We start from the raw sequence: 22,519 nt of genomic DNA on the forward strand, positions 1-22,519 counted from the left end.
CCAGAATGAAAAGACCCCACGGAGGTTCTCCATGGGGTCGCAAATTCCGTGAACACGGATGGCATCAATGCCCACCGAGCCTCTTTGGCGCAGATTTACCCCTCGGCCCGGCGGGCGTTGCGGGTCGCCTCGAAGGCGCGGTTCATGTACATGTCGCGCTCGTATACGTCGTCGAAATACTCGATGACACCGTCCTTGTTCGGCCAGGCCGTGAAATAGGCGACGTAAACCGGAACCTTCTGCGGCACCTGCAGTGCCTTGTTGCGGCCGCCGCCGATTTCCTTGCCGACATCCTCGACGCTGGTGCCAAGCACGGCTGCTGCCATCCGGCGCGGATCGGCTAGACGCACACAACCATGGCTGAGCGCACGCTGGTCGCGCTTGAAGAAACTCTTCGACGGCGTGTCGTGCATGTAGATGGCGTGTGCATTCGGGAACAGGATCTTCAGTTCACCGAGCGCATTGTCGCTGCTCGGCGGCTGTCTGACCGCAACAGACGCAGTCGATCCGTTCCAGTTGATCGACGACGACGGCACCGAACGGCCGCCGACTTCCACCTGATAGCCCATTCGATCGAGATAATTGGGATCGTTGCGCAGCTTCGGCAGCATCTCGTTGATGATGATGGACTGCGGCACGCCCCAGTAAGGGTTGACCTCGACGGTCTGGATCTCGTCCTGGAAGAAATAGGTCTGGTTTGCCTTGGAGCCAACGACCACACGCATCGAAAACTGCTCGGTGCCGTTGTCGGTATAGGACGCGGTAAAGGCCGGCTGGTTGATGAAGACGTAGCGGTTGCCAAGACCATCGGGAAGCCAGCGCGCCTGTTCCATCGCGACTTCGAGCTTGTTGATCCTGGCGGCCGTGCTGTCGCCACCCGTCAGGATGCGCAGCGACGCCTGCCCCACCACGCCATCGGCCTTGAGGCCGTGCTCCTTCTGGAACGCTTCAACCAGTGCAACCAGCTCCGGGGTGTACTCCGGCGTTCCCTGGTAGGCCGCAAGCACCGCGGCGTGGTCCGCCTTCAGCGTCTCGGAGCCCTTGATGCGGATGCCCGCGACAATGTTGGCAAGTTCCGGATTGCTCTGGCCCGGCTTCAAGAGCGTGCCCGGCGCAATTTCGACGCGCTGTTCCATGCCTTTTTCCGCGCGCAGACGCTCAAGCTCCACCGACAGGGCGGCAAACTGCGCGCTCTTCGGGTTCTGATCGTTGAGCAGTGTGGCGACATCGGTCGATGCCGAAAGCTTGTCGAGGAAGGCGCCGAGATCGACGGTCTTGCGCTGAAAATCGTGATAGCCGGAAATCTTGTTGGGATCGATGCGGCCGCGCACGGTGTCCTGCACATAGGACAGGGTAGCTGCGGACAATGCGAGTTCGAACTGAACGAGCTCCTTTTCGCGCGCGATCATATCGCCCCGATCGAAATCGTCGGAGGGCACCTGAACGGCATAATCCTGTGGATCGAGCCCGACCTTCGCCGCCTCGGCAAGCACGGCCATCGCCGACTTCGCCCGCGCATTCACACCCGCGCCGTCGATCCAGACGAAATCTGAACGCGAGCCGTAATGGGTCTCGATGGCCTTTGCGACGGCTGCGGTTGCGCGCACATCGACGTCCGGCATGAACTGGCGAGCATCTGCGAGCGGCGTGCGCAGCATCGGTGGCAGTGCGCCATTGCGCACTGAGCCGGTCACGACCGGATCCAGCAGCTTGTCGGTTGCGATCCGGCGCAGCGGATCGGCCTTGTAGGTGTAATACTGCGGACCCGTGACCTTCGGCAAAGGCTTGGCAACCGCATTCTGCTGCGGCTCGACCATGGCGCCGACGCCTGGAAGCGACTGCGGCTGCGACTGCTGAGGTTCCGGCTTCTTCCTGCCTGCGCGGATGAAATCGCCGAGCGAGAAGGCCGATGCCGGCCGAGCATCCAAAGTCGCGACCGCACAACCGCTCATGAGCGCTACGATCGCTGCCGTCTTAAAAATTCTCATGTGAAACTGCGTCCCCGTATCGCGTTGTCGCCGAACTCGGCTTTAGCCAATTCCTCGCCACGCCCTCGTGCTCCAAAACTTATAGAAAAGGATGGTGAATGAAAAGGAAACGCGCCTGCCCGAACTCGCATGAAACCACCTCGATGACGCGAAAAAAACGGCTCATTTCCAGGACGTTCGAAAGGGCATAAAAATTTGATTTGCATCGACATTAATGCTGCAGCAATGGGCGTCCGCGGCCAGTGCGCAGCATTCCTGACGGCACGGAAGGTTGCGAATGTGACTGAAACGCCACAAGAAATGCGCATGCGGCGAGAAGAAGGCGAATCACCCATTGCATGGCGTCAGAGCCGCGTTTCGTCGCAAGCCTGCCTTTCAAACGATTGTAGCATTGCCAGCGCCGCGGCCACCTCTTTACAAGCCTTTCCAGCCGGGGCAGAGAGAGGCCCGGCACCTTGGGGAGGGACAGCCGGTTGCGGCCGCGTCCCCTCGCCCAGACTTCATGAACCGCATGACGAAGGCAGGGATCACGATGACATCGACGCGCACGGAAACAGATACGTTCGGCCCCATCGAAGTGGCAAACGATCGCTACTGGGGCGCCCAGGCCCAGCGATCCCTGGGTAACTTCAAGATTGGCTGGGAAAAGCAGCCGGCGTCGATCGTCCGCGCCCTCGGCATCGTCAAGCAGGCTGCCGCCCGCACCAACATGGCACTCGGCCGCCTCGATGCGACCGTCGCCGATGCCATCGTAAAGGCGTCGCAGGAAGTCATCGACGGCAAGCTCAACGAGCATTTCCCGCTCGTCGTCTGGCAGACCGGCTCCGGCACGCAGTCGAACATGAACGCCAACGAGGTGATCTCGAACCGGGCGATCGAAATGCTCGGCGGCGTGATGGGCTCGAAGAAGCCTGTCCACCCCAACGACCACGTCAACATGAGCCAGTCGTCGAACGACACCTATCCGACGGCCATGCACATCGCCTGCGCCGAGCGCGTTATCCACGACCTCTTGCCGGCCCTGAAGCACCTGCACAAGGCGCTCGAAGCCAAGGTCAAGGCGTTCGATCACATCATCAAGATCGGCCGCACCCACACCCAGGACGCAACCCCGCTGACGCTTGGCCAGGAATTCTCCGGCTATGCAGCCCAGGTCGCCTCCTCGATCAAGCGCATCGAGATGACCCTGCCCGGCCTTTGCGAACTGGCCCAGGGCGGCACCGCCGTCGGTACCGGCCTCAACGCACCGGTTGGATTTGCCGAACAGGTTGCAGACGAAATCGCCAAGATCACCGGCATTGCCTTCACCACGGCGCCGAACAAGTTCGAAGCGCTTGCCGCCCACGATTCCATGGTCTTCAGCCACGGCGCGATCAACGCCGCTGCCGCCGCCCTCTTCAAGATCGCTAATGACATCCGCCTCCTCGGCTCCGGCCCGCGCTCGGGCCTCGGCGAACTGTCGCTGCCGGAAAACGAGCCGGGCTCGTCGATCATGCCGGGCAAGGTCAACCCGACCCAGTGCGAAGCGCTGACCCAGGTCTGCGTCCAGGTCTTCGGCAACAATGCTGCGCTGACCTTCGCCGGCAGTCAGGGCCACTTCGAACTCAACGTCTTCAACCCGCTGATGGCCTACAACTTCCTGCAGTCTGTGCAGTTGCTCGCCGATGCCGCAGTCTCCTTCACCGACAACTGCGTCGTCGGCATCGAAGCCCGCGAAGACAACATCAAGGCAGCCCTTGATCGCTCGTTGATGCTGGTGACGGCACTGGCGCCGAAGATCGGCTACGACAACGCCGCAAAGATCGCCAAGACGGCGCACAAGAACGGCACGACGTTGCGCGAAGAAGCAGTTGGCGGCGGCTACGTCACCAACGAAGAGTTCGACGCGGTCGTCCGCCCGGAAACGATGATCAGCCCGGCCTGATCGGCAGATCTGCCGGCCTGATCGGTTTGTTGCTGCCGCGGCCCTTCTATCGGCGTCGCGGCAGCGCCCTCGCCCGGGCTAAAGGGAAATCGCATTATCGGTGTTAAGTCGAATTGTCTTCGTTCGCGAAAACAATCATTAAGACTTCGCAAATCATTTGCCCCTAAAAATCAGTACCCGTAAGCAATGAGTAATATTGAGGGTTTGCGGATGCAAACGGCCACATCTGGAAAAACGCAGGCTCCGGATATCGCAGCGCAGGTAACCCATGCGATGCGCATGATGGGCGTTTCGCCGATACCGCGCAATTACGAGCTTTATTACGAAGCCTATCTCGGTTCGAACCCGCAGCTGTCCAAGGAGCTCGCCGCCCTCGGCAGCCGGGCGACCCAGGAAGAACTCGACGCGATCGGCGCGCAGTATTTCAGCCATATCCACCGTTCGACCGGCATCGAACGCGCCCATACCAGTCTTGCGGCCAAGCTGGCCGAACTCGTCAACCTGTTGAAGGACGAGCAATATGCGCTCGAAAACTACAACAAGGTTCTCGACGAAGCCTATGTCAACATAACCAGCAAGAGCGCTTCCAGCGCCGACATCCTGCGCCACGCCATCGGCATCCTGACTGAAGCAACCGCCGACACGATGAGCCAGGGCAAGGAACGCGTCCAGACCGTGGTGCAGAAGTCCTTCGAGATGGAGGTCATCCGCCAGGAACTCGACGAGTACAAGCGGATCGCCAACACCGATTCGCTGACGCGGCTCGCCAACCGCCGCGCCTTCGACGACAATCTCGCCGCTGTCTACAACAACGATCACCAGAAGAACTTCACCGGCCTGCTGGTCGCCGATATCGACCACTTCAAGAAGGTGAACGACACGTTCGGACACCCCGTGGGCGACAAGATCCTGGCGACAGTCGGCAGCGTCATCCGTGCCAATGTCCGGCGCGATGCTTTCGTGGCGCGGACTGGTGGTGAAGAATTCGCCATCATCCTCAACGACAGCAGTCAGGAAGAATGCCTGCAGGTCGCAGATCGCATTCGCACGGTGCTTGCGGGAACGCCCTTCCGCAACTCCAAGACCGGCGTCAATTATGGCCCGATCACCCTGTCGGTCGGCGTCTGCATGGCGACCGCCGCCGAGGATGCCGTCGACCTCTACAACAAGGCGGATATCGCGCTCTACTCCGCCAAGAATGCCGGCCGCAACAAGACGATGCTGTTCGAAGACGGCATGCGCAAGGAATCCGGCCGCAACTGGCTGATCTACAGGCGCTAGCGAACTCTCGACACTCCCTTGGTAAGATGGCGCCCGATCGGCGCCATTTTCGTTTCGCCTCCCCGTTCCCTTGGAAACAGCCAGATCAGGTTGCACCCGCTACAACCCTGACAACAGGGAACAACGGCTACGAAAAGCGCGATCGGTTCCCACAATTCGAGGGGAGAACCGACATGAAGCGCATTCTTGCAGCAATGATAGCGACCGCCTTGATGGCCGGAGCATCGGCGACCGCCGACGCAAAAGACGTCAGACAGGATCCAATCACCGTTGCCTCGCTCGACAGCGCCACCGCCAACACCGGCTGGCTTCAGGTACTGTCGCAGGGCGGCACTAGGCAGAAGGCGAAGCGCAGCGACATCAGCCAGTCGCCGATCGCCCGAGAACTCGTTGCCATCCCGGCAACCGCAACGCCGGGCACCATCATCATCGACAACTCCGAGCGCAGGCTCTACCACGTCGTTGGCCGCGGTATCGCCGTCAAATACGCCGTCAGCGTCGGGCGCAAAGGGTTTCTCTGGACAGGCACCAACACCGTCAGCCGCAAGGCCGAGTGGCCGACCTGGATCCCGCCGGAAGACATGCGCGTTCGTGAAGCAAAGAAGGGCAAGGTGCTGCCGGCGAGCATGGAAGGCGGCATCGACAACCCGCTCGGCGCCCGCGCCCTGTATCTCGGCTCGACGATCTACCGCATTCACGGTACCAACCAGCCCCTGTCGATCGGCAAGGCCATGTCATCGGGCTGCATCCGCATGGCCAACGAGGACGTCGAGCATCTCTATGCCAATGTCGAGATCGGCGCGACGGTGATCGTTCGCGACTGACAGGTTGGTTTCCCCAAAGAGACTGGCGCGCAACGGCGCCTAGCGACAGGCGGAGGCGCCCGCCTGTCTCGCGATGGCGATCAATTCCGGCCGGTATTCGAAATGCATGGTATCGAAATGATACCAGCGCCCGCCCCAGATGAAGCCGTGTTTCTCGAAGATCTCGACGATGTCGAGCGGATAGCGGTTTCGGTAAGGTGCTGCCCCGCTCTTGGCGCCGCCGGCCCAACGCCAGTAGTCGGCAAAGGCGGTATTGAGATCGATCGCAGCACCAAAGCTGTGCACCGAGAGCGTGCGCGTACCGGCGATATTGCGCCAGTTGAAAGTCCCGGCACTGGGAACAAGATACCGTTTCAGCTTCGGTCGTGAGGTGAGTTCGGCCTCTACTGATTGCAGCGCCTTGGCCACGCCATGCCTGCGGGTGACCATCAGGCGCTCGCCGAACCAGTTGACCGTGACGAGATCGCGCCTGGCGCTCGCAGCGCTGCCGCCATAGAGACGTTTCATCAAGGCTTCGCTGCGGATGCGCCCCGGATCGAAATCCTTAGGCGGCGGCTTTGCGCAGGCGCCAAGCGGATAGATCTGCGAAAGACTGTCTTCGATGTCGCCGGACGCGAGCTTTTCGGCGTGGCTCTTCTGCCTGCCGTCATCGATCGGAAGCGCCGTGCCGCCATCGCGCAGCGTCAACGTACCTGTGCCAACCTCGGCAATCCCTTCCGGATAGGCCCTGGCGAGCAATTCGAGTTTCTCTCGGAGCGTCGGGTCGGCAGCCAAGGTATCGCCGACGCACACCAACAGAAACACGGTCGCTACCCTCAGACAGGTGCACAGAGAACCACGTCGCATCACGTCCCCATCTCCCGGCACTCCCGATCCGGCCGAAGACCACGCACGGAAATGCACTGCCGACCGGTCCAGCCTACCACATGGTCTTGGCGGCGCGCTCCGGCCATTCGCGATCATAGGTTTCCCGGTCGAAATCCGCCTTGGCGGCCTTCAGCAGTGCGCCGGGCGTTGGAAGCGTGGCGGGATCGATGAAGCGTTCAGGGTTCCAGATCTGCGACCGCATCAACGCGCGAGCACACTGGAAATAGACCTCACCGATGGTGACGACGATCACGCTGCGCGGGTTCTTGCCAAACACCTCGAAGGAACCTGTCAGTGCCGGATCGATGCTGACCGCGGCGGTGCCATTGATCCGCATGGTGGTATTGGATCCGGGCACCAGGAACATCAGCGCGACACGTGGATCGCGCACGATGTTGGCAAGCGAATCGACGCGGTTGTTGCCGCGCCAGTCGGGCATCAGGATCGTTTTGTCGTCAGCGATCCTGACGACACAATCGTCGTCACCGCGCGGAGAACAGTCGAGCCCTTCGGGGCCGACCGTGGCAAGGGCGGCAAAAGGCGAAGCCTCGATCATCTGCCGGTATTCCGCGGTCAGCGCCTTGGTGACCTTTGCCACCGATGCCTCGCTGACACCGCCGTAAAGCGCGCTCAATTCCTCGACCGTGGTGATGATCGACATGCCGTCCTCCCGCTAATGCACGATATCCGCACGTCGAAATCGATGCACGGAATCATGCCGTCAATCCAATAGCAGCAGCAAGCCTTGCGCCACTAAAAAGCGCCCGACGCTGCGGATCGAAGCGATCCTTTCGACGGATAGCATGACAAGCGTATGACGACGTCAAAGCGACCGGCAGAAGCTGACCCGCCCAGGAGCGGCGTGACGCGACGCGTTCCGCCTTGACCGGCAAGGTGGCCTCAGGCCGCGGCCTTTCGATCCTCGCCATGGACGAACGCATTGACCTTGTCGATGACGGGCGCTGCGGAGACGATACGGCGATGGCCATAGCCGTTTGCCCAGTGAAGTTCGACATTGGGCCCGGCCGCCGCATAACGGCGGGCATGGTCGGCCGAAACCTCCTTGTCGTCTTCCGCATGGATGATCAAGGTCGGCACGGCCCTGACTGCAAGGATCTTGGCCGCATCGAAATCCTCCAGCCGACGCCCGGCCAAGCGCTCGACGACGCCTTCAAACGCTTGCTGCGTCTTCGGCGACAGGCGAAGAATTTTGCCAAAGCCCTTGAAAAGCCACGTCATCTCGCTCGGCGCACCGATGAGGACTAGCTTCTTTGCCACATGGCTGGGCACGTCGCAGACGACGCCCCCCGCCGCGCAAGCCAGGCTGCCGCCGCCAAAGGAATGGCCGACGCTCACATCAAACCCGCCAAAATGACGCCAGGCGGCGTCGATCGCCCTGACCGCTGCAACCATCGTCAGCGTGCGCCCCGACGACGCGCCGTGCCCCGGCCAGTCGAGCGTCACCACTTCGGCGCCACCGGCAACCAGCCCCTCGATCATGGCGGCGAGATAGTCGCTACGCGATCCCCAGCCGTGGACAAGCAGCACGCGCTTGGCATTGGCGGCATTGCGCGGACCAACGAAATGCCGGGCCATCACCCACCCACCAGCATAGGACAGCGTCACCGGCTTACCCTTGGCAATCACGGGAGCCGCAGCCGCCAGTGCCGCGCGTTCCTTGGCGTTCTTCGGTTTGCGCCCGGGCGTCACGGTGAAAAGCTTGAAGGCCAGCCGGCCGGCGGCCTCCGGTGAAATGGCCGACACGCCGGCAAGCGCATGGCGGATGACCTTGATCGCAAAGGATGCCATAGTGAGAATCTCTTAATATGTTCAATGCTGAACATTATTGTACAACGATGAACAAAAATCAAGTGACGAACGAACAGCATCATTTCCCTTGGGACCACCCGCGTTTTCGCAGCTGGATTGCCGTTGCCCGCGCCTGTCAGCTGATGCAGCAGACGATGACGCGTTCTCTCGCGCATCTCGACATCAAGACGCCGCACCTCGACATCCTGATCAACCTCTATCGCTTCGACGGGATCTCGCAGCAGGAGCTTGCCCGCAAGCTGCTGGTGGGGCGGTCGAACATGAGCATGCTGCTGCCGCAGCTGGAGAAACGCGGCCTGATCGAGCGCCGCGGCGACGACAAGGACAAGCGCGTGCTGCGACTGTCGCTGACGCCATCAGGACGCACGCTGACCGAAGAGGCGATGGAGGTTCAGACCGGCCTCATCGGAAAACTGATGGAAGACGCTCCGCTCGAGGAGTGCATGGTTGTGGCACAATCCATGGAGCGACTGATCACCCTTCTCCTGAAGCACGAAAGCGAAATCGCCTGACGCCCGACCGGGCTGGTCAACCGGGTGAGCCTTCCTGTGCCTCACGCGCTTCCGCGAATCAGCTGCCACTCGGTATAGATGCCGCCGATGGTTTCGAGCGCGAACCGCTCCTTGTCGAGGTCGCGGAACGCTTCGATCACATCCGCTGCGGTCTCGGCATCTCGCCCAGAACGTTCAACACCTGCGCGCCGAAGAGACGCGCTCGAACAGCGGTACGGCGACCGCACCGGCGATCAACAAACCGTCTCTTTTTGAAAAGGTTCAGCGCGGCTTTTCGGTCTTGTCGCGCGACATGCCCTTGTCGGCCAGCTCCTGTTCATAGACGGCAAACAGCTCTTCGCCCTTCTCGCCCAGTTCACGCAGGTAGGTCCAGGTAAAGATGCCTGTGTCGTGGAAATCATCGAAGCCGATGCGCACGGCATAGTTTCCTGTCGGCTGCATCGAAATGATCTGCACATTTCGCTTGCCGGGCACGGTCACCCGCTGGCCCGGCCCGTGGCCCTGCACCTCGGCAGACGGCGAAAGCACGCGCAGCATCTCCGCCGAAAGATCGAAGGATGCGCCGTCGTTGAAGGCGACGACAAGGCGATGGCGATCTTTCGATACGCGCAGTTCCGTCGGCCAGATGTCGCTCATGGTGTCTGCTCCTGTTTTCAAGCAACGCTTATCGGAAGAATCGCCTGCCGAGAATTACCCGGCTTTTCCAATCAACACTTTGCGACAGGATGCGCCTTGACGCGACCACGTTTGCTGACGACATTGAACGAGCTGGGAGAAAGACGCGTGAACACTGCAGCAATAGTGAAAAGCGGCGCTAAGGCGCTCGTCGACAGAAGCGCCCCGATGATCGATCCGTTCGGCCGGGCGATCACCTATCTGCGCGTATCCGTCACCGACCGCTGTGATTTCCGCTGCACCTACTGCATGGCGGAACACATGACCTTCCTGCCGAAGAAGGACCTGCTGACGCTGGAAGAGCTTCACCGGCTCTGTTCCGCCTTCATTGGCAAGGGCGTGCGCAAGCTGCGCCTGACCGGCGGCGAGCCGCTAGTGCGCAAGAACATCATGTTTCTGGTGCGCGAACTCGGCCGCGAGATCGAGGCAGGGCGGCTTGATGAGTTGACGCTGACGACCAACGGCTCGCAGCTCGCCAAACACGCCGCCGAACTGGCCGAATGTGGCGTGCGGCGCATCAACGTTTCGCTCGACACGCTCGACCCTGCGAAATTTCACCAGATCACCCGCTGGGGCGATCTCGGCAAGGTCATCGAAGGCATCGACGCTGCGCAAGCCGCCGGTATCAAGGTCAAGATCAACGCCGTCGCGCTCAAGGGCTTCAACGACGCGGAGATTCCCGATCTGATGCGCTGGGCGCATGGGCGAGACATGGACCTGACCCTGATCGAAACCATGCCGATGGGCGAGATCGAGGAGGATCGGACCGATCACTACATGCCGCTGTCGGAGATGCGCCGGCAGCTCGAAGAGCAGTTCACGCTCTCCGACATTGCCTACAAGACAGGTGGACCTGCCCGCTATGTCGAGGTTGCCGAGACCGGCGGCCGGCTCGGCCTGATCACGCCGATGACCCATAACTTCTGCGAAAGCTGCAACCGCGTCCGACTGACCTGCACTGGCACGCTCTACATGTGCCTCGGCCAGAACGACGCCGCCGACCTGCGCACAGCACTTCGCGCCTCGGATGACGACGCCTATCTCGGCCAGGTGATCGACGAAGCCATCGGCCGCAAGCCCAAGGGCCACGATTTCATCATCGACCGCGAGCACAACCGCCCGGCCGTTGCCCGCCACATGAGCGTCACTGGCGGCTGAGCGTCACTGGCGGTCGAGCGAGCCAATATTCATCAGTGCGTGGTCCGCCCCTCATCCGCCTGCCGGCACCTTCTCCCCGCCAGCGGGGCGAAGGACGCGTGTGGCAGCGCTCCCGCTCCACCCTGAGCCCTGAGCCCTGAGCCCTGAGCCCTGAGCCCTGAGCCCTGAGCCCTGATGGCGAGGAGTTGAGACGTCGGTCAAGCGCGAATAGCGCGTCGTAAGAGGCCATGTGATGGGTAGAATGGCCCAAGGTCACACGAAACCCATCGCGTGGCACGTCCCCTCTCCCCGCGGGCGGGGAGAGGGTTAGGGTGAGGGGCAACCGGCAGGCACATCGCACGCCGGAGGCGTCCCTCAAGCTGCGTAGTGTGCTCCGTAACCACGCCCATGCCCCTGGCCGCGAACCATCGACGTGCCAGTCTTGAAACGCTCGATCTTTTCGTTGAGCGCCTCGACCTGCCGGCGCAGGCCGTGGATCTCGGCGGTGTTTTCCTCCACCATCGCCGCGTTCTGCTGGGTGATCAGCTCGACCTCGTGCACCGCCGAGTTGACTTCGTTGAGGCCGGTATACTGATCGGCGGCGGCAGCCTCGATGTTGCTGACGAGCTGGTGGATGGTGCCGATGTGGTCGTTGATGACGGCAAGCGCGTCGCCGGTTTCCTGTACCAGCGCCACACCACTTCTGACCTGCGCCGAGCTTTCGGAGATCAGCCCCTTGATCTCGCGCGCAGCCCCGGCGCAGCGCTGGGCAAGTTCCCGTACTTCCTGCGCGACAACGGCAAAGCCGCGACCCGCCTCGCCTGCGCGTGCCGCTTCGACGCCGGCATTGAGCGCCAAGAGGTTGGTCTGGAAGGCGATCTCGTCGATGACGCTGATGATCGTGCTGATCTTCTCCGACGAGCGGTTGATCTCCGCCATCGCGTCGATCGCCTTGGCGACTACCTGACCGGAATGCTTGGCGTAGGAATTGGTCTCGTCGACAGAAACCGTGGTCTTGCGGGCGCTGTCGGCGGTCGAGCGGACGATCTCGGTCAGTTGGCGAAGCGCACGCGAGCTTTCCTCGAGAGCTGCCGCCTGCTGTTCCGTGCGACGGGCCAGATCGTCGGCCGAGGCCGAGAGGTTGCTGGTGCCACCGGTGATCTCGCCGGTCACCATCCTGACATCGCTGAGCGTAGCGCGCAGCGCCTCAACAGCATTGTTGTAGGTGCGCGCCATGATCACGTAGTCGGCCGGCAGGTCCTCCGCCATGCCTTCTTCGAGATTGCCGGCGGCAAGCTCTGCCAGCACGTCAGAAAGTGCGTTCAGCGCCTGCATCTGTTCGGCTTCGATCCGCGCGCGCTCCTCGGCCCGGCGGGCTTCCTCCTCTGCAGAAAGCGTGCGGGCGGCTTCCGCCTCGCGTCCCAGCCGGACGTTTTCGACCGCGTTGTCGCGGAACACCGCAACCGAGCGCACCATGTCGCCGATCTCGTCGCCGCGATTGCGGCCTTCGATCGCCACGTCGAGGTCCCCATTGGCCAACCGTGTCATCGTCTCCGTCACGCGCTTCAAGGGGCCGCGCAGCGTTTCGACCAGCATCAGGCCGCCGATGATGGCAAGCAGCGTGCCCGCTACCATCGCCACGATCGACATGTCTGCCGAACGCTGGCTGTCTGCCTTACCGACCTCCTGGGCGCTGCTGACGAAGCTTTCGAGTGTCGCGCTCGCGCCGGCCACCAACGTCGAGGCGGCAGCCTTGGCTTCCTGCCAGCGCCCGCCGACGTCGATCAGGGCCGCCGTGCCCGTGTCGATATTGTCGAGCGAAGGCTTGAGCTTGGCCGGCAGGTCGCGAAGTGCTGCATTCTTGCCGCCGAGCTCGGACAATTTGCCCGCGCTGTCGCGAACGGCCTGAATGTCGGCCATCACCAGGTCACGACTTTCCGCGTCAAGCTTGCGGTGCAGCTCGCTGATGTGCAGCCGGGTGCTGTCGAGAGCCTTGAAGGTGTCGCCCATCAGCGCGATCAGCGTCTTCAGCTGGGAGATTTCGCTATCCATGCCGACGAAGCGCTTGGCAGCCGTGTCAGAGTTCTTGGCAGCTTCCTTGCCGAAATCGGCTTCGTATTTCGAGAATTTGCTGAGGATCGGCACCAGCGCGTTCTTCTTTGTTTCACTGTCTTCAGCGCCGGCAAGGATCGCCTGAACCTTGAGCGCCTGCTCCTTCAATTCTGCAATCGGCTTTTGAACCTTTTCCGAAGCGATCGTCTCAGCCTCCCCGATCTGTTTGATCAGATGCGGCAGCAACTTGCCGGCCTGGTCGATCTTGGCATCGGCACTGGCCGCCATCGTCACCGGCAGGCGGAACTTCTTGATGCGCTCGGCAACGCCCTGATAGGCCGCGGCATCGAACAGCAGCGCCTTGGCGAAGGCTTCCTTCTCGCCCGATTCCTTGCGGATGATGTCGATCTGCTTGTAGGCGCTGTTGCCCTGCGCCGTCATTTCGGTGAGCGCCGCCTCGAGCGACGCCGTTACCTGATCCTGCTCGACCTTGATCGACCACAGCTTGTCGGTCTGGGCGCGCATCGCGTCACCGAGCGAAAGCACCGAGGCGATCTCCGATTTGTCCGCCTCGCGCGTCAAAAGGCCGTCGAGCGCGCGGACGCCCGCTTCCTGCTCGTCGACCTGTGCACTCAGCGCGGCCCTCGTCTCTTCGCTCGGTTGATCGGCAAAGCCCTGCAGCGCACCGCGCAGCGCCTGGAAATCCGAGAGATTGTTGATGGTTTCCCGCGTCACGGTCATATGGCCGTTGAGCGTTCGCGCGGTGAAAAAGCCGACAAGGCCGATACCCGCGATCAGCACCACAAGCGGAACCACGAAGAGCAGGACTTTGGTGACGATACGCAGTCGCTGCAGCAGACGATCGATGAAAGACATTGCGGACCCCAGATTATTCTTATGAGAAACATGTCCGCGCGGTGGCTTCTCTTATTGGAAGCATGGTGTGAAGTCTCGGCGCAAGCGCCTCCCAGGCCCCGACCGACACCCCTTGAATGGCGCGCTACCAGGGTTCCGGCGCACGCCATCCACCGATCGCATCATGCGATTGGAAGCGGAATGTTCGGGACGATAGGCAGCGAAACTTAAGATTCCGCGAATAGAAGCGGCGCCTAATAGCCCTGCGTTCCAGGCTGACACAGTCTTCGATCGGCCTGAACTGACCGGCAGGACACCGTTTTACTTGCGATGGAAGAAAAAACGCCCTTCGGCCGCTTGGTGTTTGCACAAAATGACGGCCGATGCTTAAACGGTATGCGACATCCGGCAACGGATTCGCCCTCCCCATCCGCCTCAGGCCCCAGCCCGATCCGGCGCCGCAGGACAGCCAGCATGCAATCCTCCAGCAATTTCCGTGGCATCGTCTTCATGTGTTTGGCGATGATCGCCTTTTCCTGCAACGACGCCCTGGTGAAATCGGTGACCGGAGCGATGAATGTCGGCCAGATCATGTTCGTGCGCGGGCTGTTGACCACCTTGATGGTGATCGTCATTGCCCGGCACTTCCGCGCATTTCGCCCGCTGCGCACCATCCTGAAGCCGGTCATCATCCTGCGCATCGTCATGGAGGCACTGGCCTCCATCACCTATATTTCCGCCCTTGGCCAGATTCCGCTCGCCAATGCCTCGGCCATCATGCAGGCGCTGCCGCTGGCCGTTACGCTCGGCGCCGCAGTATTTCTCGGCGAGCCCGTTGGCTGGCGGCGCTGGACCGCCATCTTCGTCGGTTTCATTGGCGTGCTGATCGTGCTCCGCCCCGGACCTGAAGGTTTTACGCCGGCCGCGCTCACGGTTGTCGCCTGCGTCTTCTGCACCGCGACACGCGACCTCTGTACCCGCCGCATCGACCACGACATCCCTTCGCTCTATATCACCGTGACGACGGCGCTGGTGACGACCTTGGTCGGCGCCGCACTGATCGTGCCGCTCGGCGGCTGGCAATCGATGTCGTCAACCACGATGACCCACGTCGCCGCCGCCAGCCTGCTGCTGATGGTTGGATACCAGACGATAGTGCTCGCCATGCGTGGCGGCGACATCTCCGTCATCGCGCCCTTCCGCTACACCAGCCTGCTCTTTGCGATCACGATCGGCATTTTCTTCTTTTCGGAGAAGCCGGATGCATGGATGCTGGTGGGCGTCGCCGTCATCGTCGGTTCAGGTCTCTACACCTTCTACCGCGAGAGCCGGCGTGGCAAAAATCCTGTCGCCCAGAGCGCGGTGACCGGGCCACTCGAATAGGAACGACGATCCCAGGATGCCAACGGCAACGACTTCAGATGAGAGACATGCGCCTCGGCCGGCGGTTGTGCTTGCCGGCGGACTATCCCGCCGCATGGGTCAGCCGAAATCCGAGCTGAACCTCGGTGGAAAGCCACTTCTGTCGCGGGTCCTCTCCCGGCTCGAGCCTCAGGCCGATGGTATCACCATCAACCTCAATGGCACCGGGCTGCACATGATCGGCAGCCGCACGGTGATCGGCGACACGGTGCCCGGCTTTCTCGGTCCGCTTGCCGGCGTCCTGGCCGCCATGCGCCACACAGCCGCAACGACGCCAGCGGCAAGTCATGTTCTCGTCGTGCCGACGGATACGCCGTTCTTTCCGCCAGACCTCAGCCGGCGACTGACGATGGCGATGACCGCGCATGGCCAGATTGCCGTGGCAGCATCCAACGGCGCCCTGCATCCGCTCTTTGCGCTCTGGCCGGTCGCGCTCGCCGACGATCTCGAGAGCTGGCTGACCACCGATCCGAAACGCCGCGTGCGCGCCTTCATCGAGCGGCACCCGAACGTCACGGTCGATTTCCCGATGACAGACACGGCCGGCGGCATGTTTGACCCGTTCTTCAACATCAACACGCCTGATGACCTCAAGCAGGCCGAAGAGTGGCTGCATATCCTTGGAGAGAGTGCCGCATGACCGGAACGAAAATCTTCGGAATAGCTGGCTGGAAGAACTCGGGAAAAACCGGCCTGATGGTCCGCCTTGTCACCGAGTTGACGGCGCGTGGATACGTCGTCTCGACCGTCAAGCACGCCCATCATGATTTCGACATCGACAAGGTCGGAGCCGACAGTTTTCGCCATCGGGAAGCAGGCGCCCACGAAGTCACTATCGTTTCCGGTACGCGCTTTGCGATCATGCATGAGCTGCGCGGTGCGCCCGAGCCGAGCTTCGAGGAGATCATCGCCCGACTCGCGCCTTGCGATCTGGTTCTGGTCGAAGGCTACAAGCGCGAGCCGATCCCCAAGATCGAGGCGCGTCGGCTCGAATCGGCGAACCGCGAGCCCTTGGCGCCGACAGATCCACATATCTGCGCCATTGCCGCCGATCATCCGGTCGCAGACACGAAGCTTGCGGTCTTCGATCTCGATGATACCGATGCGATTGCCGATTTTGTCGAGCAGATCACGGGCCTGACGCGAAAGAGCAGCACGCCCTGACGCGTCGATCGCGTCACTTCTTCGGCAGCGCGTCGAGATACTGTTGCGCCTCCGGGATCCCTTGGGCCGCCGCCTTGCGATACCATTCGGTCGCCGCAACATCATCCTTGGCAACGCCCTCGCCTCGCTCATACAGCAGCGCGAGATTGTACTGTGAACGCGCATGGCCCTGCTCCGCAGCCCGGCGGAACCACGAGACGGCCTTGGCATCGTCCTTGCCGACACCCCGTCCGCTGTAATAGGCAAAGCCGAGATTGTACTGTGCCGAGGCATTCGCCCCTTCGGCTGCCGAACGAAGCCAGTGCATCGCCTCGACCTCGTTGCGCGGAACACCCATACCTCTGCCGTAGATCAGCGACAGGTTGAACTGGGCGACGGCATCCCCCTTGTCGGCAGCGGCGCGAAGCCAAAGCATGCCTCTTTCAGTGTCGATGCGACCCGCCCGGCCATCCATGTAGCGCAGGCCGACCACGACCTGGGCCTCAAGATTGCCCGCTTCCGCAGAGCGCAAATACCAGCGCATGGCTTCCAGCGGATCAGGAGCGGCTCCGGCCCCCCTGTCATACATCATGCCAAGATTGAACTGCGCGCCATCATGGCCGAGCTGGGCCGCCTTCAATGTCCAGCGGTATGCCTCAGCCTCGTTCCTGGGCGCTCCGGTGAGACCAAGGTGAACAATGCCGAGATTGTACATTGCGGGCGCATAACCCTGCTCCGCTGCCTTCAATGACCAGCGAACTGATTCTGCATTGTCACGCTTCGTGCCCCGACCGTCCCGATAAAGAACCGCGAGATTGTACTGAGCCTGATCGTCGCCCTGCTCAGCCGCCAGCAGGTAATATTGCAGCGCCTGTGCCTCATCCTTCCCGACACCCAATCCTCGTTCGTAGAGGAGGCCAAGATTGTACTGAGCGAATGCCGTGCCGCGTCCTGCCGCCATGGAATACCAGCGCTTTGCCTCGGCATAGTTTCGTCTGACGCCGGCAGCGCCTTTCATGTAGATCCCGCCGAGATTGACCTGCGCCTTGGTGCTGCCATTGTCGGCCGCCCGTCGGTACCAGCCAATGGCTTTCATCACGTCAATTGGGACACCCTCTCCCTTCTCGTAACGTGAACCGAGCCGAAACTGCGCCTCGACATCCCCTTCGTCCGCCAACGTCCGATCCTTTTCTAACTCGGCGACGGCGCTGGTCGTTTCCGCCGACGCCAAGGGCGCAACCACGCTGAATGCAAGGGCAGCAATCAGGCCGAAGACGGTGCGTTTCATTCGTTCCTCCGGAGACGGATCAATCCGCCTCGGAAGCTAAACAACGAAAAGTTGATTCGCCACGGGTTTCAACCCGAAACAGGAAAGGGAGCGTGCAAGACCTGGTCTACCGCTTGAAGCAACCCCAAAAGTCGAGCAGCGTCAGTTGGTGGCGCCGACCGTCATCTCGTCGGGAATGTCATCGAGGCGCACGAAGTTGTAGCCCTTCGCCTTCAGGTCGAGAATGCCGCGCGCGACGCCGGCGCCGGCCGCATGTGTCGGCTGGTTGATATGGGCGATGATCACGTCGCCGTCCCGGGCATTGCGGATGCGCTTCTCGGCCATCGCCGCGCCCAGCAGCGAACCGCCGTCGCCGTTTACCGAATAGCCTGCAATGCGGTAACCCATCTCGCGGATCTGGCTCATCGAGGTGTGGGTGTATTTCGCCGTTGCGCCGCGGAACCAGCGCGGCGCCGCAAGGCCGTGCGCCTTGATCGCCGCCGCACCACCTTCGACCTCGGCTGCAACGGCAGCACTCGAACCGGCAGCCGCCAGCCCATAGACGGAAACCTTGATGTCGATTGGCGGCACGTGCATGGCGCCGTGATCCTCGATTTCGAAGAGATCCGGATGCGCCTTCATCACCTCGACCACCAACCCGTTGCGCTTCAGCCACCGCGCCGTCACGAAGATCGTCGCCGGGATGCGGTTTTCGATCAGCGTGCCGAGGATGCGCATGTCCGTTGCGCCACTGCAGGCATCGAGCGTCAACGCCACGCGCGGCGGTTGATCCTTGCCGGCAGGATTGCTCGGAAGCCGCAGGTCGGGCTCGACGAGAGCCGGTGCCGCATGGGCGGCCGGGGCGAACAGGACAAAGGAGGCAAGGAGCAGAGCAGTGGTTTTCATGGCAATCCTGGAAAGAAGTCTCGGAATGAAACGGCAGAAACCCGCCCTTTGAAAGGCGGGTTTCGCATATTCTAAGCAGACGCTCGAGCCAGGCTCGAACCTGTTAGCGCTGGGCGACCGGGCGAACGAGCGGCGTGACGCGGCGGATGGTCACGCGGCGGTTCTGCTGTTCGGCGGCCTCTGTGCGAACCTTGAGGAAGCGCTCGCCATAGCCCTGGGTCACCAGGTTTTCGGCAGGAATGCCGTAGACCTCGGTGAGCAACGAGGCAACCGATTCGGCGCGCTGGTCCGAAAGCACCAGGTTCGACCGGTCCGAGCCGACGGCATCCGTGTGACCTTCGATGAAGAAGGTTTCGCCCGGATCCTTGGCCAGCACCTTTTCCATGGCAGCTGCAACGCCGCGCATGGTCTTGGCCTGAGACATCGACACTTCGGCGCTGCCTGTCGGGAAGGTGATGGTGTCGAGGTCGATGCGGCGGACCTTGTCACGCAGACGCGCGGAGTGACGGACCTCGTCGATCGAATAGACACGCTCGACGCGCTCCACCGGCGGCTCGGCCAGGAAGTCGTAGTAGTCGCGGCCCGGGTCCTCGGAGACATCGGCGATATATTCGCGAACCGGGATGCGCAGGCGCATCGGCGGCAGTTCGTAGCCGACGTCGATGATCGCCGGACGCGGACCTTCGTCACGCTCGGGCGCGTAGATCATCAGGTACTCGTTGCCATCACGATCGACGCGCGAACGCTGCAGGATGTCGCCATAGCGGTTGTAGATCGTCACGATCCGGTAGCCACCGGGACGAACGATGGTCTCGCGGGTCCGGCCGCGCGGAAGCTGGTCGTAGAAGGTTTCTTCCGCATCGCGACGAAGGCGCGGGCGGTCGTCGCCGCGAACGAAGATCTGGTCGCCGACGCCGAGGATGATCCGGTTGTCGATCTCCTGCACCACTTCAACATTGGTGATGTTGTTCGTGACGTTGTTGACCGTCGTGTTGTTGTTGATCACCGTGTTGTTGATGATGGTGTTGTTGACGATGTTGGTCGTCTCGGGAACGGCGAACACCGGCACTTCCTCGACGCGTGTACCCTTCTCGGCCAGGTTCGCCTCGATCTTCTGCGGCAGGTCTGCCTGAATTTCGGCCGGCATCTGCGCCTGTGAAGAAGCGTCATCGGTCGGCGCAGGCACGGCTTCCTCCTGCGCGCGCAGTTCTTCGCGCAGCTTCTGGCGGTCTTCGCGCGACTTATTGCCGCCGGCATTGTCGGCGTCCTTGTCGCTGTCGAGAACGGCTGCACCGTTTTCAACCGGAAGGACGACGGTCTCGTCGCTCGCGGCCGGATCGTCGGCGATCTTCTGCTTTTCTTCCTCGGTCCGGGTCTCGACGATTTCCGGGACGGGCTGGACCTCAGGCTGCTGTTCAGCCGTCGCCGGCTGCTCGGTACCCGGAACCGGCTGGCCCTCGCCCGTCTGCGGTTCGCCGGTCTGCGGTTCGACAGCCGGTGCCACGGCTTCGCCGGCATTCTGGCCGTCGGTTGCCGGTGGCTGTTCGCCTGCCTTCTGTTCCTCGGTCACAGCAGGCTGTTCGCCGGCATCCTGACCTTCCGTTGCCGGCTGCTGGCCGGTCGTTGCTTCTCCACCAGCCGGCGGGCAAGCGGTCGATGCGTCCTGGCCTTCCGGCACGACGCATTCGCCAGTCTGAGCCTTCTTGGCTTCCTCAGCCTGGCGTGCGGCCTCTGCTTCGGCGGCCTTCTGCTGTTCGGCGGCCTGGCGGGCGGCTTCGTCTTCTGCAGCCTTCTGCTCGTCTGCGGCCTTCTGCTGAGCTTCGCCTTCAGCAGCCTTCTGGGCTTCAGCGGCCTTCTCCTGCTCGGCGGCCTGGCGTGCAGCCTCGTCTTCAGCAGCCTTCTGCTGTTCGGCGGCCTGACGGGCTGCCTCTTCGTCGGCAGCCTTCTGGGCCTCGGCTTCAGCGGCCTTCTGGGCTTCCGCGGCCTTTTCCTGTTCGGCGGCCTGACGCGCGGCCTCTTCTTCAGCGGCCTTCTGCTGCTCAGCCGCTTGCTGCTCCTGTTGCTGGCGCGCGGCCTCCTCTTCCGCCGCCCGCTGGGCTTCCGCGGCCTTCTCCTGTTCGGCTGCCTGGCGAGCGGCCTCCTGCTCGGCGGCCTTCTGCTGCTCGGCCGCCTGGCGGGCAGCCTCCTCTTCGGCAGCCCTCTGCTGTTCGGCCGCCTGCTGCTCCTGCTGCTGGCGCTGCGCTTCGGCTTCCGCCGCGCGCTGCTGCTCCTCTGCGGCACGCTGTTGTTCTTCGGCTGCGCGTTGCTGCTCTTCGGCCTGGCGCTGCTGCAGAAGCAGCTCTTCCTCGGACGGCTGGCCACTCCCTTCCTGCGCCACCTCGAACGGCTTCATCAGGCTGTCGGCAAGGGCTGGTTGCACCGCAAGCGACACCGAGAGCACCGGCAGCGCCACGGTCGCGAATAGTCTGGATCGAATCGACATTGTCTTCCTTCCTCGTCCTGGGAGGTCCCTTACCCGCCACTGTTACCCACCGGACAGCCGGTTCGGCAACAGAGACAGGCGTGAATTCTCAAGGGCTTTGTTCCAAGGTTCCGGCTTTTTTGTGTTGCCCGCTTCAAGAGCCGCCAACGCAACGCCCGAACCTGTGATCGGTTCCCGCAATAGGCCTAGCCAAAGCAAGATTAACCGCTGCTGAACGCGGCGTTCATGTTCGCGGCGAGCATGGCCGATGCAATCTCCGGTCGAATTTCTTTTCCCGGTGGGCGCCGTCGCTTTCCAGTTGATTTTTGCCGGAAAACAGTACGAATATCGCCCCAACCGGTGGCAAGCGCCCCGGTCAAGATAGGCATCCGTGAAGAACAAGAAACCGGATGTCGGCCAACAGAGAGGACTATCATGCGTATTTCCAGACGGCTGGCAGCCGCCGCATCGGCTGCCGTTTTCGTGCTCATGGCTGGATCTGCCATGGCAGATGGCGAAAAGGTCGTTATCGGCACGGAAGGCGCCTACCCGCCCTTCAACAACCTTGCAGCTGACGGCACGCTGACCGGCTTCGACGTCGACATTGCCAAGGCGCTATGCGTCGAGATGAAGGTCGAATGCACGTTCGTGACGCAGGACTGGGACGGCATCATTCCGGCACTGATCGCCAAGAAGTTCGACGCCATCATCGCGTCCATGTCGATCACCGCTGAGCGCAAGGAAAAGGTCGACTTCACCAACAAGTACTACAACACGCCGCCGGCGATCGTGGTGCCGAAGGATTCGCCGATCACCGAAGCAACCGAGGCAGCCCTTGCCGGCAAGACGCTCGGCGCCCAGGGCTCGACCACCCACTCCAACTATGCCGAAGCGCATATGAAGGAAGCGGAAATCAAGCTCTATCCGACGGCTGAAGAATACAAGCTCGACATCGTCAACGGTCGCGTCGATGCCGTGATCGACGACGTCGTCGTGCTTTCGGAGTGGCTGAAGTCGGCTGACGGCGCCTGCTGCAAGCTGCTCGGTACGCTGCCGGTCGACCCGGTCATCAACGGCGAAGGCGCTGGCATTGCCGTGCGCAAGGGCGACGACGCTCTGCGCGAGAAGTTCAACAAGGCGATCGAAGCCATCCGCGCCAACGGCAAGTACAAGGAAATCAACGAAAAGTACTTCCCGTTCGACGTTTATGGCAGCTGATCGACGGCTTCCGGCCTGTTTTCCTAGTGAATCATGCCGGAAAAACGTTGGTTGATGAAAAAAATGCAACGGCGGATGGCTTGCCCTTCCGCCGTTTTTGTTTGACAAGAACCTAAAACATAAGCGCGATCCATTTTCATAAGAACAGCGCAAAGGG

The 22,519-nt window shown here is 62.0% G+C and carries 18 protein-coding genes; 9 read left to right on the forward strand and 9 right to left on the reverse strand.

Translation table 11 applies throughout. From position 1 onward, the window contains the following. Positions 1 to 95 precede the first annotated feature (95 nt). Positions 96 to 1,988 (reverse strand): L,D-transpeptidase family protein, encoded by a 1,893-nt coding sequence (locus tag LPJGGPFB_RS12165; RefSeq protein WP_173420138.1) that lies wholly within the window; start codon positions 1,986 to 1,988, stop codon positions 96 to 98. Between the two features lie 532 nt (positions 1,989 to 2,520). On the opposite strand from LPJGGPFB_RS12165, the gene fumC reads away from it, so the two are divergent. The 3 genes from fumC (at position 2,521) to LPJGGPFB_RS12180 (ending at position 6,017) form a co-directional block, all read left to right on the forward strand. Further along, entirely contained in the window at positions 2,521 to 3,912 is a 1,392-nt protein-coding gene (gene fumC / locus LPJGGPFB_RS12170; protein WP_173420139.1) for a class II fumarate hydratase, read from the forward strand. 210 nt (positions 3,913 to 4,122) lie between these two features. Beyond that, positions 4,123 to 5,193, forward strand: coding sequence for a GGDEF domain-containing protein (locus LPJGGPFB_RS12175; protein WP_173420140.1), 1,071 nt, complete (start codon positions 4,123 to 4,125; stop codon positions 5,191 to 5,193). Positions 5,194 to 5,366: 173 nt separating this feature from the next. Beyond that, on the forward strand, positions 5,367 to 6,017 hold the full coding sequence (locus LPJGGPFB_RS12180) for a L,D-transpeptidase (protein ID WP_173420141.1): 651 nt from the start codon (positions 5,367 to 5,369) through the stop codon (positions 6,015 to 6,017). A 39-nt stretch (positions 6,018 to 6,056) separates the two neighbouring features. Here LPJGGPFB_RS12180 and LPJGGPFB_RS12185 read toward each other — a convergent pair whose 3' ends face one another. From LPJGGPFB_RS12185 to LPJGGPFB_RS12195, 3 genes are all read right to left on the reverse strand, one after another. Beyond that, positions 6,057 to 6,821 (reverse strand): M15 family metallopeptidase, encoded by a 765-nt coding sequence (locus tag LPJGGPFB_RS12185; RefSeq protein WP_345791011.1) that lies wholly within the window; start codon positions 6,819 to 6,821, stop codon positions 6,057 to 6,059. 115 nt (positions 6,822 to 6,936) lie between these two features. Next, the gene (locus LPJGGPFB_RS12190; RefSeq protein ID WP_173420143.1) at positions 6,937 to 7,545 is read right to left on the reverse strand and encodes a pyridoxamine 5'-phosphate oxidase family protein; all 609 of its coding nucleotides are present in this window, start codon (positions 7,543 to 7,545) and stop codon (positions 6,937 to 6,939) included. A gap of 239 nt (positions 7,546 to 7,784) precedes the next feature. Continuing rightward, the gene (locus LPJGGPFB_RS12195; protein WP_173420144.1) at positions 7,785 to 8,693 is read right to left on the reverse strand and encodes an alpha/beta fold hydrolase; all 909 of its coding nucleotides are present in this window, start codon (positions 8,691 to 8,693) and stop codon (positions 7,785 to 7,787) included. A 47-nt stretch (positions 8,694 to 8,740) separates the two neighbouring features. On the opposite strand from LPJGGPFB_RS12195, the gene LPJGGPFB_RS12200 reads away from it, so the two are divergent. Further along, complete coding sequence (locus tag LPJGGPFB_RS12200; RefSeq protein ID WP_173420145.1) at positions 8,741 to 9,226, forward strand: MarR family winged helix-turn-helix transcriptional regulator; 486 nt, start codon at positions 8,741 to 8,743, stop codon at positions 9,224 to 9,226. A 261-nt stretch (positions 9,227 to 9,487) separates the two neighbouring features. Here the strand turns inward: LPJGGPFB_RS12200 and LPJGGPFB_RS12205 are convergent, their stop codons facing one another. Then, the gene (locus LPJGGPFB_RS12205; RefSeq protein WP_173420146.1) at positions 9,488 to 9,862 is read right to left on the reverse strand and encodes a gamma-butyrobetaine hydroxylase family protein; all 375 of its coding nucleotides are present in this window, start codon (positions 9,860 to 9,862) and stop codon (positions 9,488 to 9,490) included. Between the two features lie 147 nt (positions 9,863 to 10,009). On the opposite strand from LPJGGPFB_RS12205, the gene moaA reads away from it, so the two are divergent. Then, entirely contained in the window at positions 10,010 to 11,059 is a 1,050-nt protein-coding gene (gene moaA / locus LPJGGPFB_RS12210) for a GTP 3',8-cyclase MoaA (protein ID WP_173420147.1), read from the forward strand. 354 nt (positions 11,060 to 11,413) lie between these two features. Here the strand turns inward: moaA and LPJGGPFB_RS12215 are convergent, their stop codons facing one another. Continuing rightward, entirely contained in the window at positions 11,414 to 13,966 is a 2,553-nt protein-coding gene (locus LPJGGPFB_RS12215; RefSeq protein WP_173420148.1) for a methyl-accepting chemotaxis protein, read from the reverse strand. Positions 13,967 to 14,419: 453 nt separating this feature from the next. Here LPJGGPFB_RS12215 and LPJGGPFB_RS12220 point away from each other — a divergent pair, with 453 nt between their 5' ends. Genes LPJGGPFB_RS12220 through mobB form a run of 3 tightly spaced genes read left to right on the forward strand, consistent with a single transcriptional unit; the run spans position 14,420 to position 16,531 of the window. Next, entirely contained in the window at positions 14,420 to 15,328 is a 909-nt protein-coding gene (locus LPJGGPFB_RS12220; RefSeq protein WP_173420149.1) for a DMT family transporter, read from the forward strand. Positions 15,329 to 15,344: 16 nt separating this feature from the next. Beyond that, positions 15,345 to 16,007, forward strand: coding sequence for a molybdenum cofactor guanylyltransferase MobA (gene mobA, locus LPJGGPFB_RS12225; protein ID WP_173420150.1), 663 nt, complete (start codon positions 15,345 to 15,347; stop codon positions 16,005 to 16,007). Then, positions 16,004 to 16,531 (forward strand): molybdopterin-guanine dinucleotide biosynthesis protein B, encoded by a 528-nt coding sequence (mobB, locus tag LPJGGPFB_RS12230; protein WP_173420151.1) that lies wholly within the window; start codon positions 16,004 to 16,006, stop codon positions 16,529 to 16,531. Before mobA ends, mobB begins: the two co-directional genes overlap by 4 nt. Before the next feature lie 13 nt (positions 16,532 to 16,544). Here the strand turns inward: mobB and LPJGGPFB_RS12235 are convergent, their stop codons facing one another. The 3 genes from LPJGGPFB_RS12235 to LPJGGPFB_RS12245 all read right to left on the reverse strand — a co-directional run bounded on the left by LPJGGPFB_RS12235 (position 16,545) and on the right by LPJGGPFB_RS12245 (position 21,165). Continuing rightward, a complete protein-coding gene (locus LPJGGPFB_RS12235; protein WP_173420152.1) occupies positions 16,545 to 17,798 on the reverse strand; it encodes a tetratricopeptide repeat protein in 1,254 nt (417 codons plus the stop codon). A gap of 141 nt (positions 17,799 to 17,939) precedes the next feature. Next, a complete protein-coding gene (locus LPJGGPFB_RS12240) occupies positions 17,940 to 18,683 on the reverse strand; it encodes a polysaccharide deacetylase family protein (protein WP_173420153.1) in 744 nt (247 codons plus the stop codon). A 103-nt stretch (positions 18,684 to 18,786) separates the two neighbouring features. After that, positions 18,787 to 21,165: an OmpA family protein gene (locus LPJGGPFB_RS12245; RefSeq protein WP_173420154.1), complete on the reverse strand. Its 2,379-nt coding sequence runs from the start codon at positions 21,163 to 21,165 to the stop codon at positions 18,787 to 18,789. Between the two features lie 414 nt (positions 21,166 to 21,579). On the opposite strand from LPJGGPFB_RS12245, the gene LPJGGPFB_RS12250 reads away from it, so the two are divergent. Continuing rightward, on the forward strand, positions 21,580 to 22,362 hold the full coding sequence (locus LPJGGPFB_RS12250) for an ABC transporter substrate-binding protein (RefSeq protein ID WP_173420155.1): 783 nt from the start codon (positions 21,580 to 21,582) through the stop codon (positions 22,360 to 22,362). Positions 22,363 to 22,519: the final 157 nt, after the last annotated feature.

Source organism: Ensifer adhaerens (assembly GCF_013283195.1).
GTDB classification, from domain to species: Bacteria; Pseudomonadota; Alphaproteobacteria; order Rhizobiales; family Rhizobiaceae; genus Ensifer; species Ensifer adhaerens_G.

Coding starts and splice junctions, on each gene's coding strand:
- LPJGGPFB_RS12165 (WP_173420138.1), bottom strand. CDS start 1,988: ATGAGAATTTTTAAGACGGCAGCGATCGTAGCGCTCATGAGCGGTTGT.
- LPJGGPFB_RS12250 (WP_173420155.1), top strand. CDS start 21,580: ATGCGTATTTCCAGACGGCTGGCAGCCGCCGCATCGGCTGCCGTTTTC.
- LPJGGPFB_RS12215 (WP_173420148.1), bottom strand. CDS start 13,966: ATGTCTTTCATCGATCGTCTGCTGCAGCGACTGCGTATCGTCACCAAA.
- LPJGGPFB_RS12235 (WP_173420152.1), bottom strand. CDS start 17,798: ATGAAACGCACCGTCTTCGGCCTGATTGCTGCCCTTGCATTCAGCGTG.
- LPJGGPFB_RS12180 (WP_173420141.1), top strand. CDS start 5,367: ATGAAGCGCATTCTTGCAGCAATGATAGCGACCGCCTTGATGGCCGGA.
- mobB (WP_173420151.1), top strand. CDS start 16,004: ATGACCGGAACGAAAATCTTCGGAATAGCTGGCTGGAAGAACTCGGGA.
- LPJGGPFB_RS12245 (WP_173420154.1), bottom strand. CDS start 21,165: ATGTCGATTCGATCCAGACTATTCGCGACCGTGGCGCTGCCGGTGCTC.
- fumC (WP_173420139.1), top strand. CDS start 2,521: ATGACATCGACGCGCACGGAAACAGATACGTTCGGCCCCATCGAAGTG.
- mobA (WP_173420150.1), top strand. CDS start 15,345: ATGCCAACGGCAACGACTTCAGATGAGAGACATGCGCCTCGGCCGGCG.
- LPJGGPFB_RS12200 (WP_173420145.1), top strand. CDS start 8,741: ATGAACAAAAATCAAGTGACGAACGAACAGCATCATTTCCCTTGGGAC.
- LPJGGPFB_RS12205 (WP_173420146.1), bottom strand. CDS start 9,862: ATGAGCGACATCTGGCCGACGGAACTGCGCGTATCGAAAGATCGCCAT.
- LPJGGPFB_RS12240 (WP_173420153.1), bottom strand. CDS start 18,683: ATGAAAACCACTGCTCTGCTCCTTGCCTCCTTTGTCCTGTTCGCCCCG.
- LPJGGPFB_RS12190 (WP_173420143.1), bottom strand. CDS start 7,545: ATGTCGATCATCACCACGGTCGAGGAATTGAGCGCGCTTTACGGCGGT.
- LPJGGPFB_RS12220 (WP_173420149.1), top strand. CDS start 14,420: ATGCAATCCTCCAGCAATTTCCGTGGCATCGTCTTCATGTGTTTGGCG.
- LPJGGPFB_RS12195 (WP_173420144.1), bottom strand. CDS start 8,693: ATGGCATCCTTTGCGATCAAGGTCATCCGCCATGCGCTTGCCGGCGTG.
- LPJGGPFB_RS12175 (WP_173420140.1), top strand. CDS start 4,123: ATGCAAACGGCCACATCTGGAAAAACGCAGGCTCCGGATATCGCAGCG.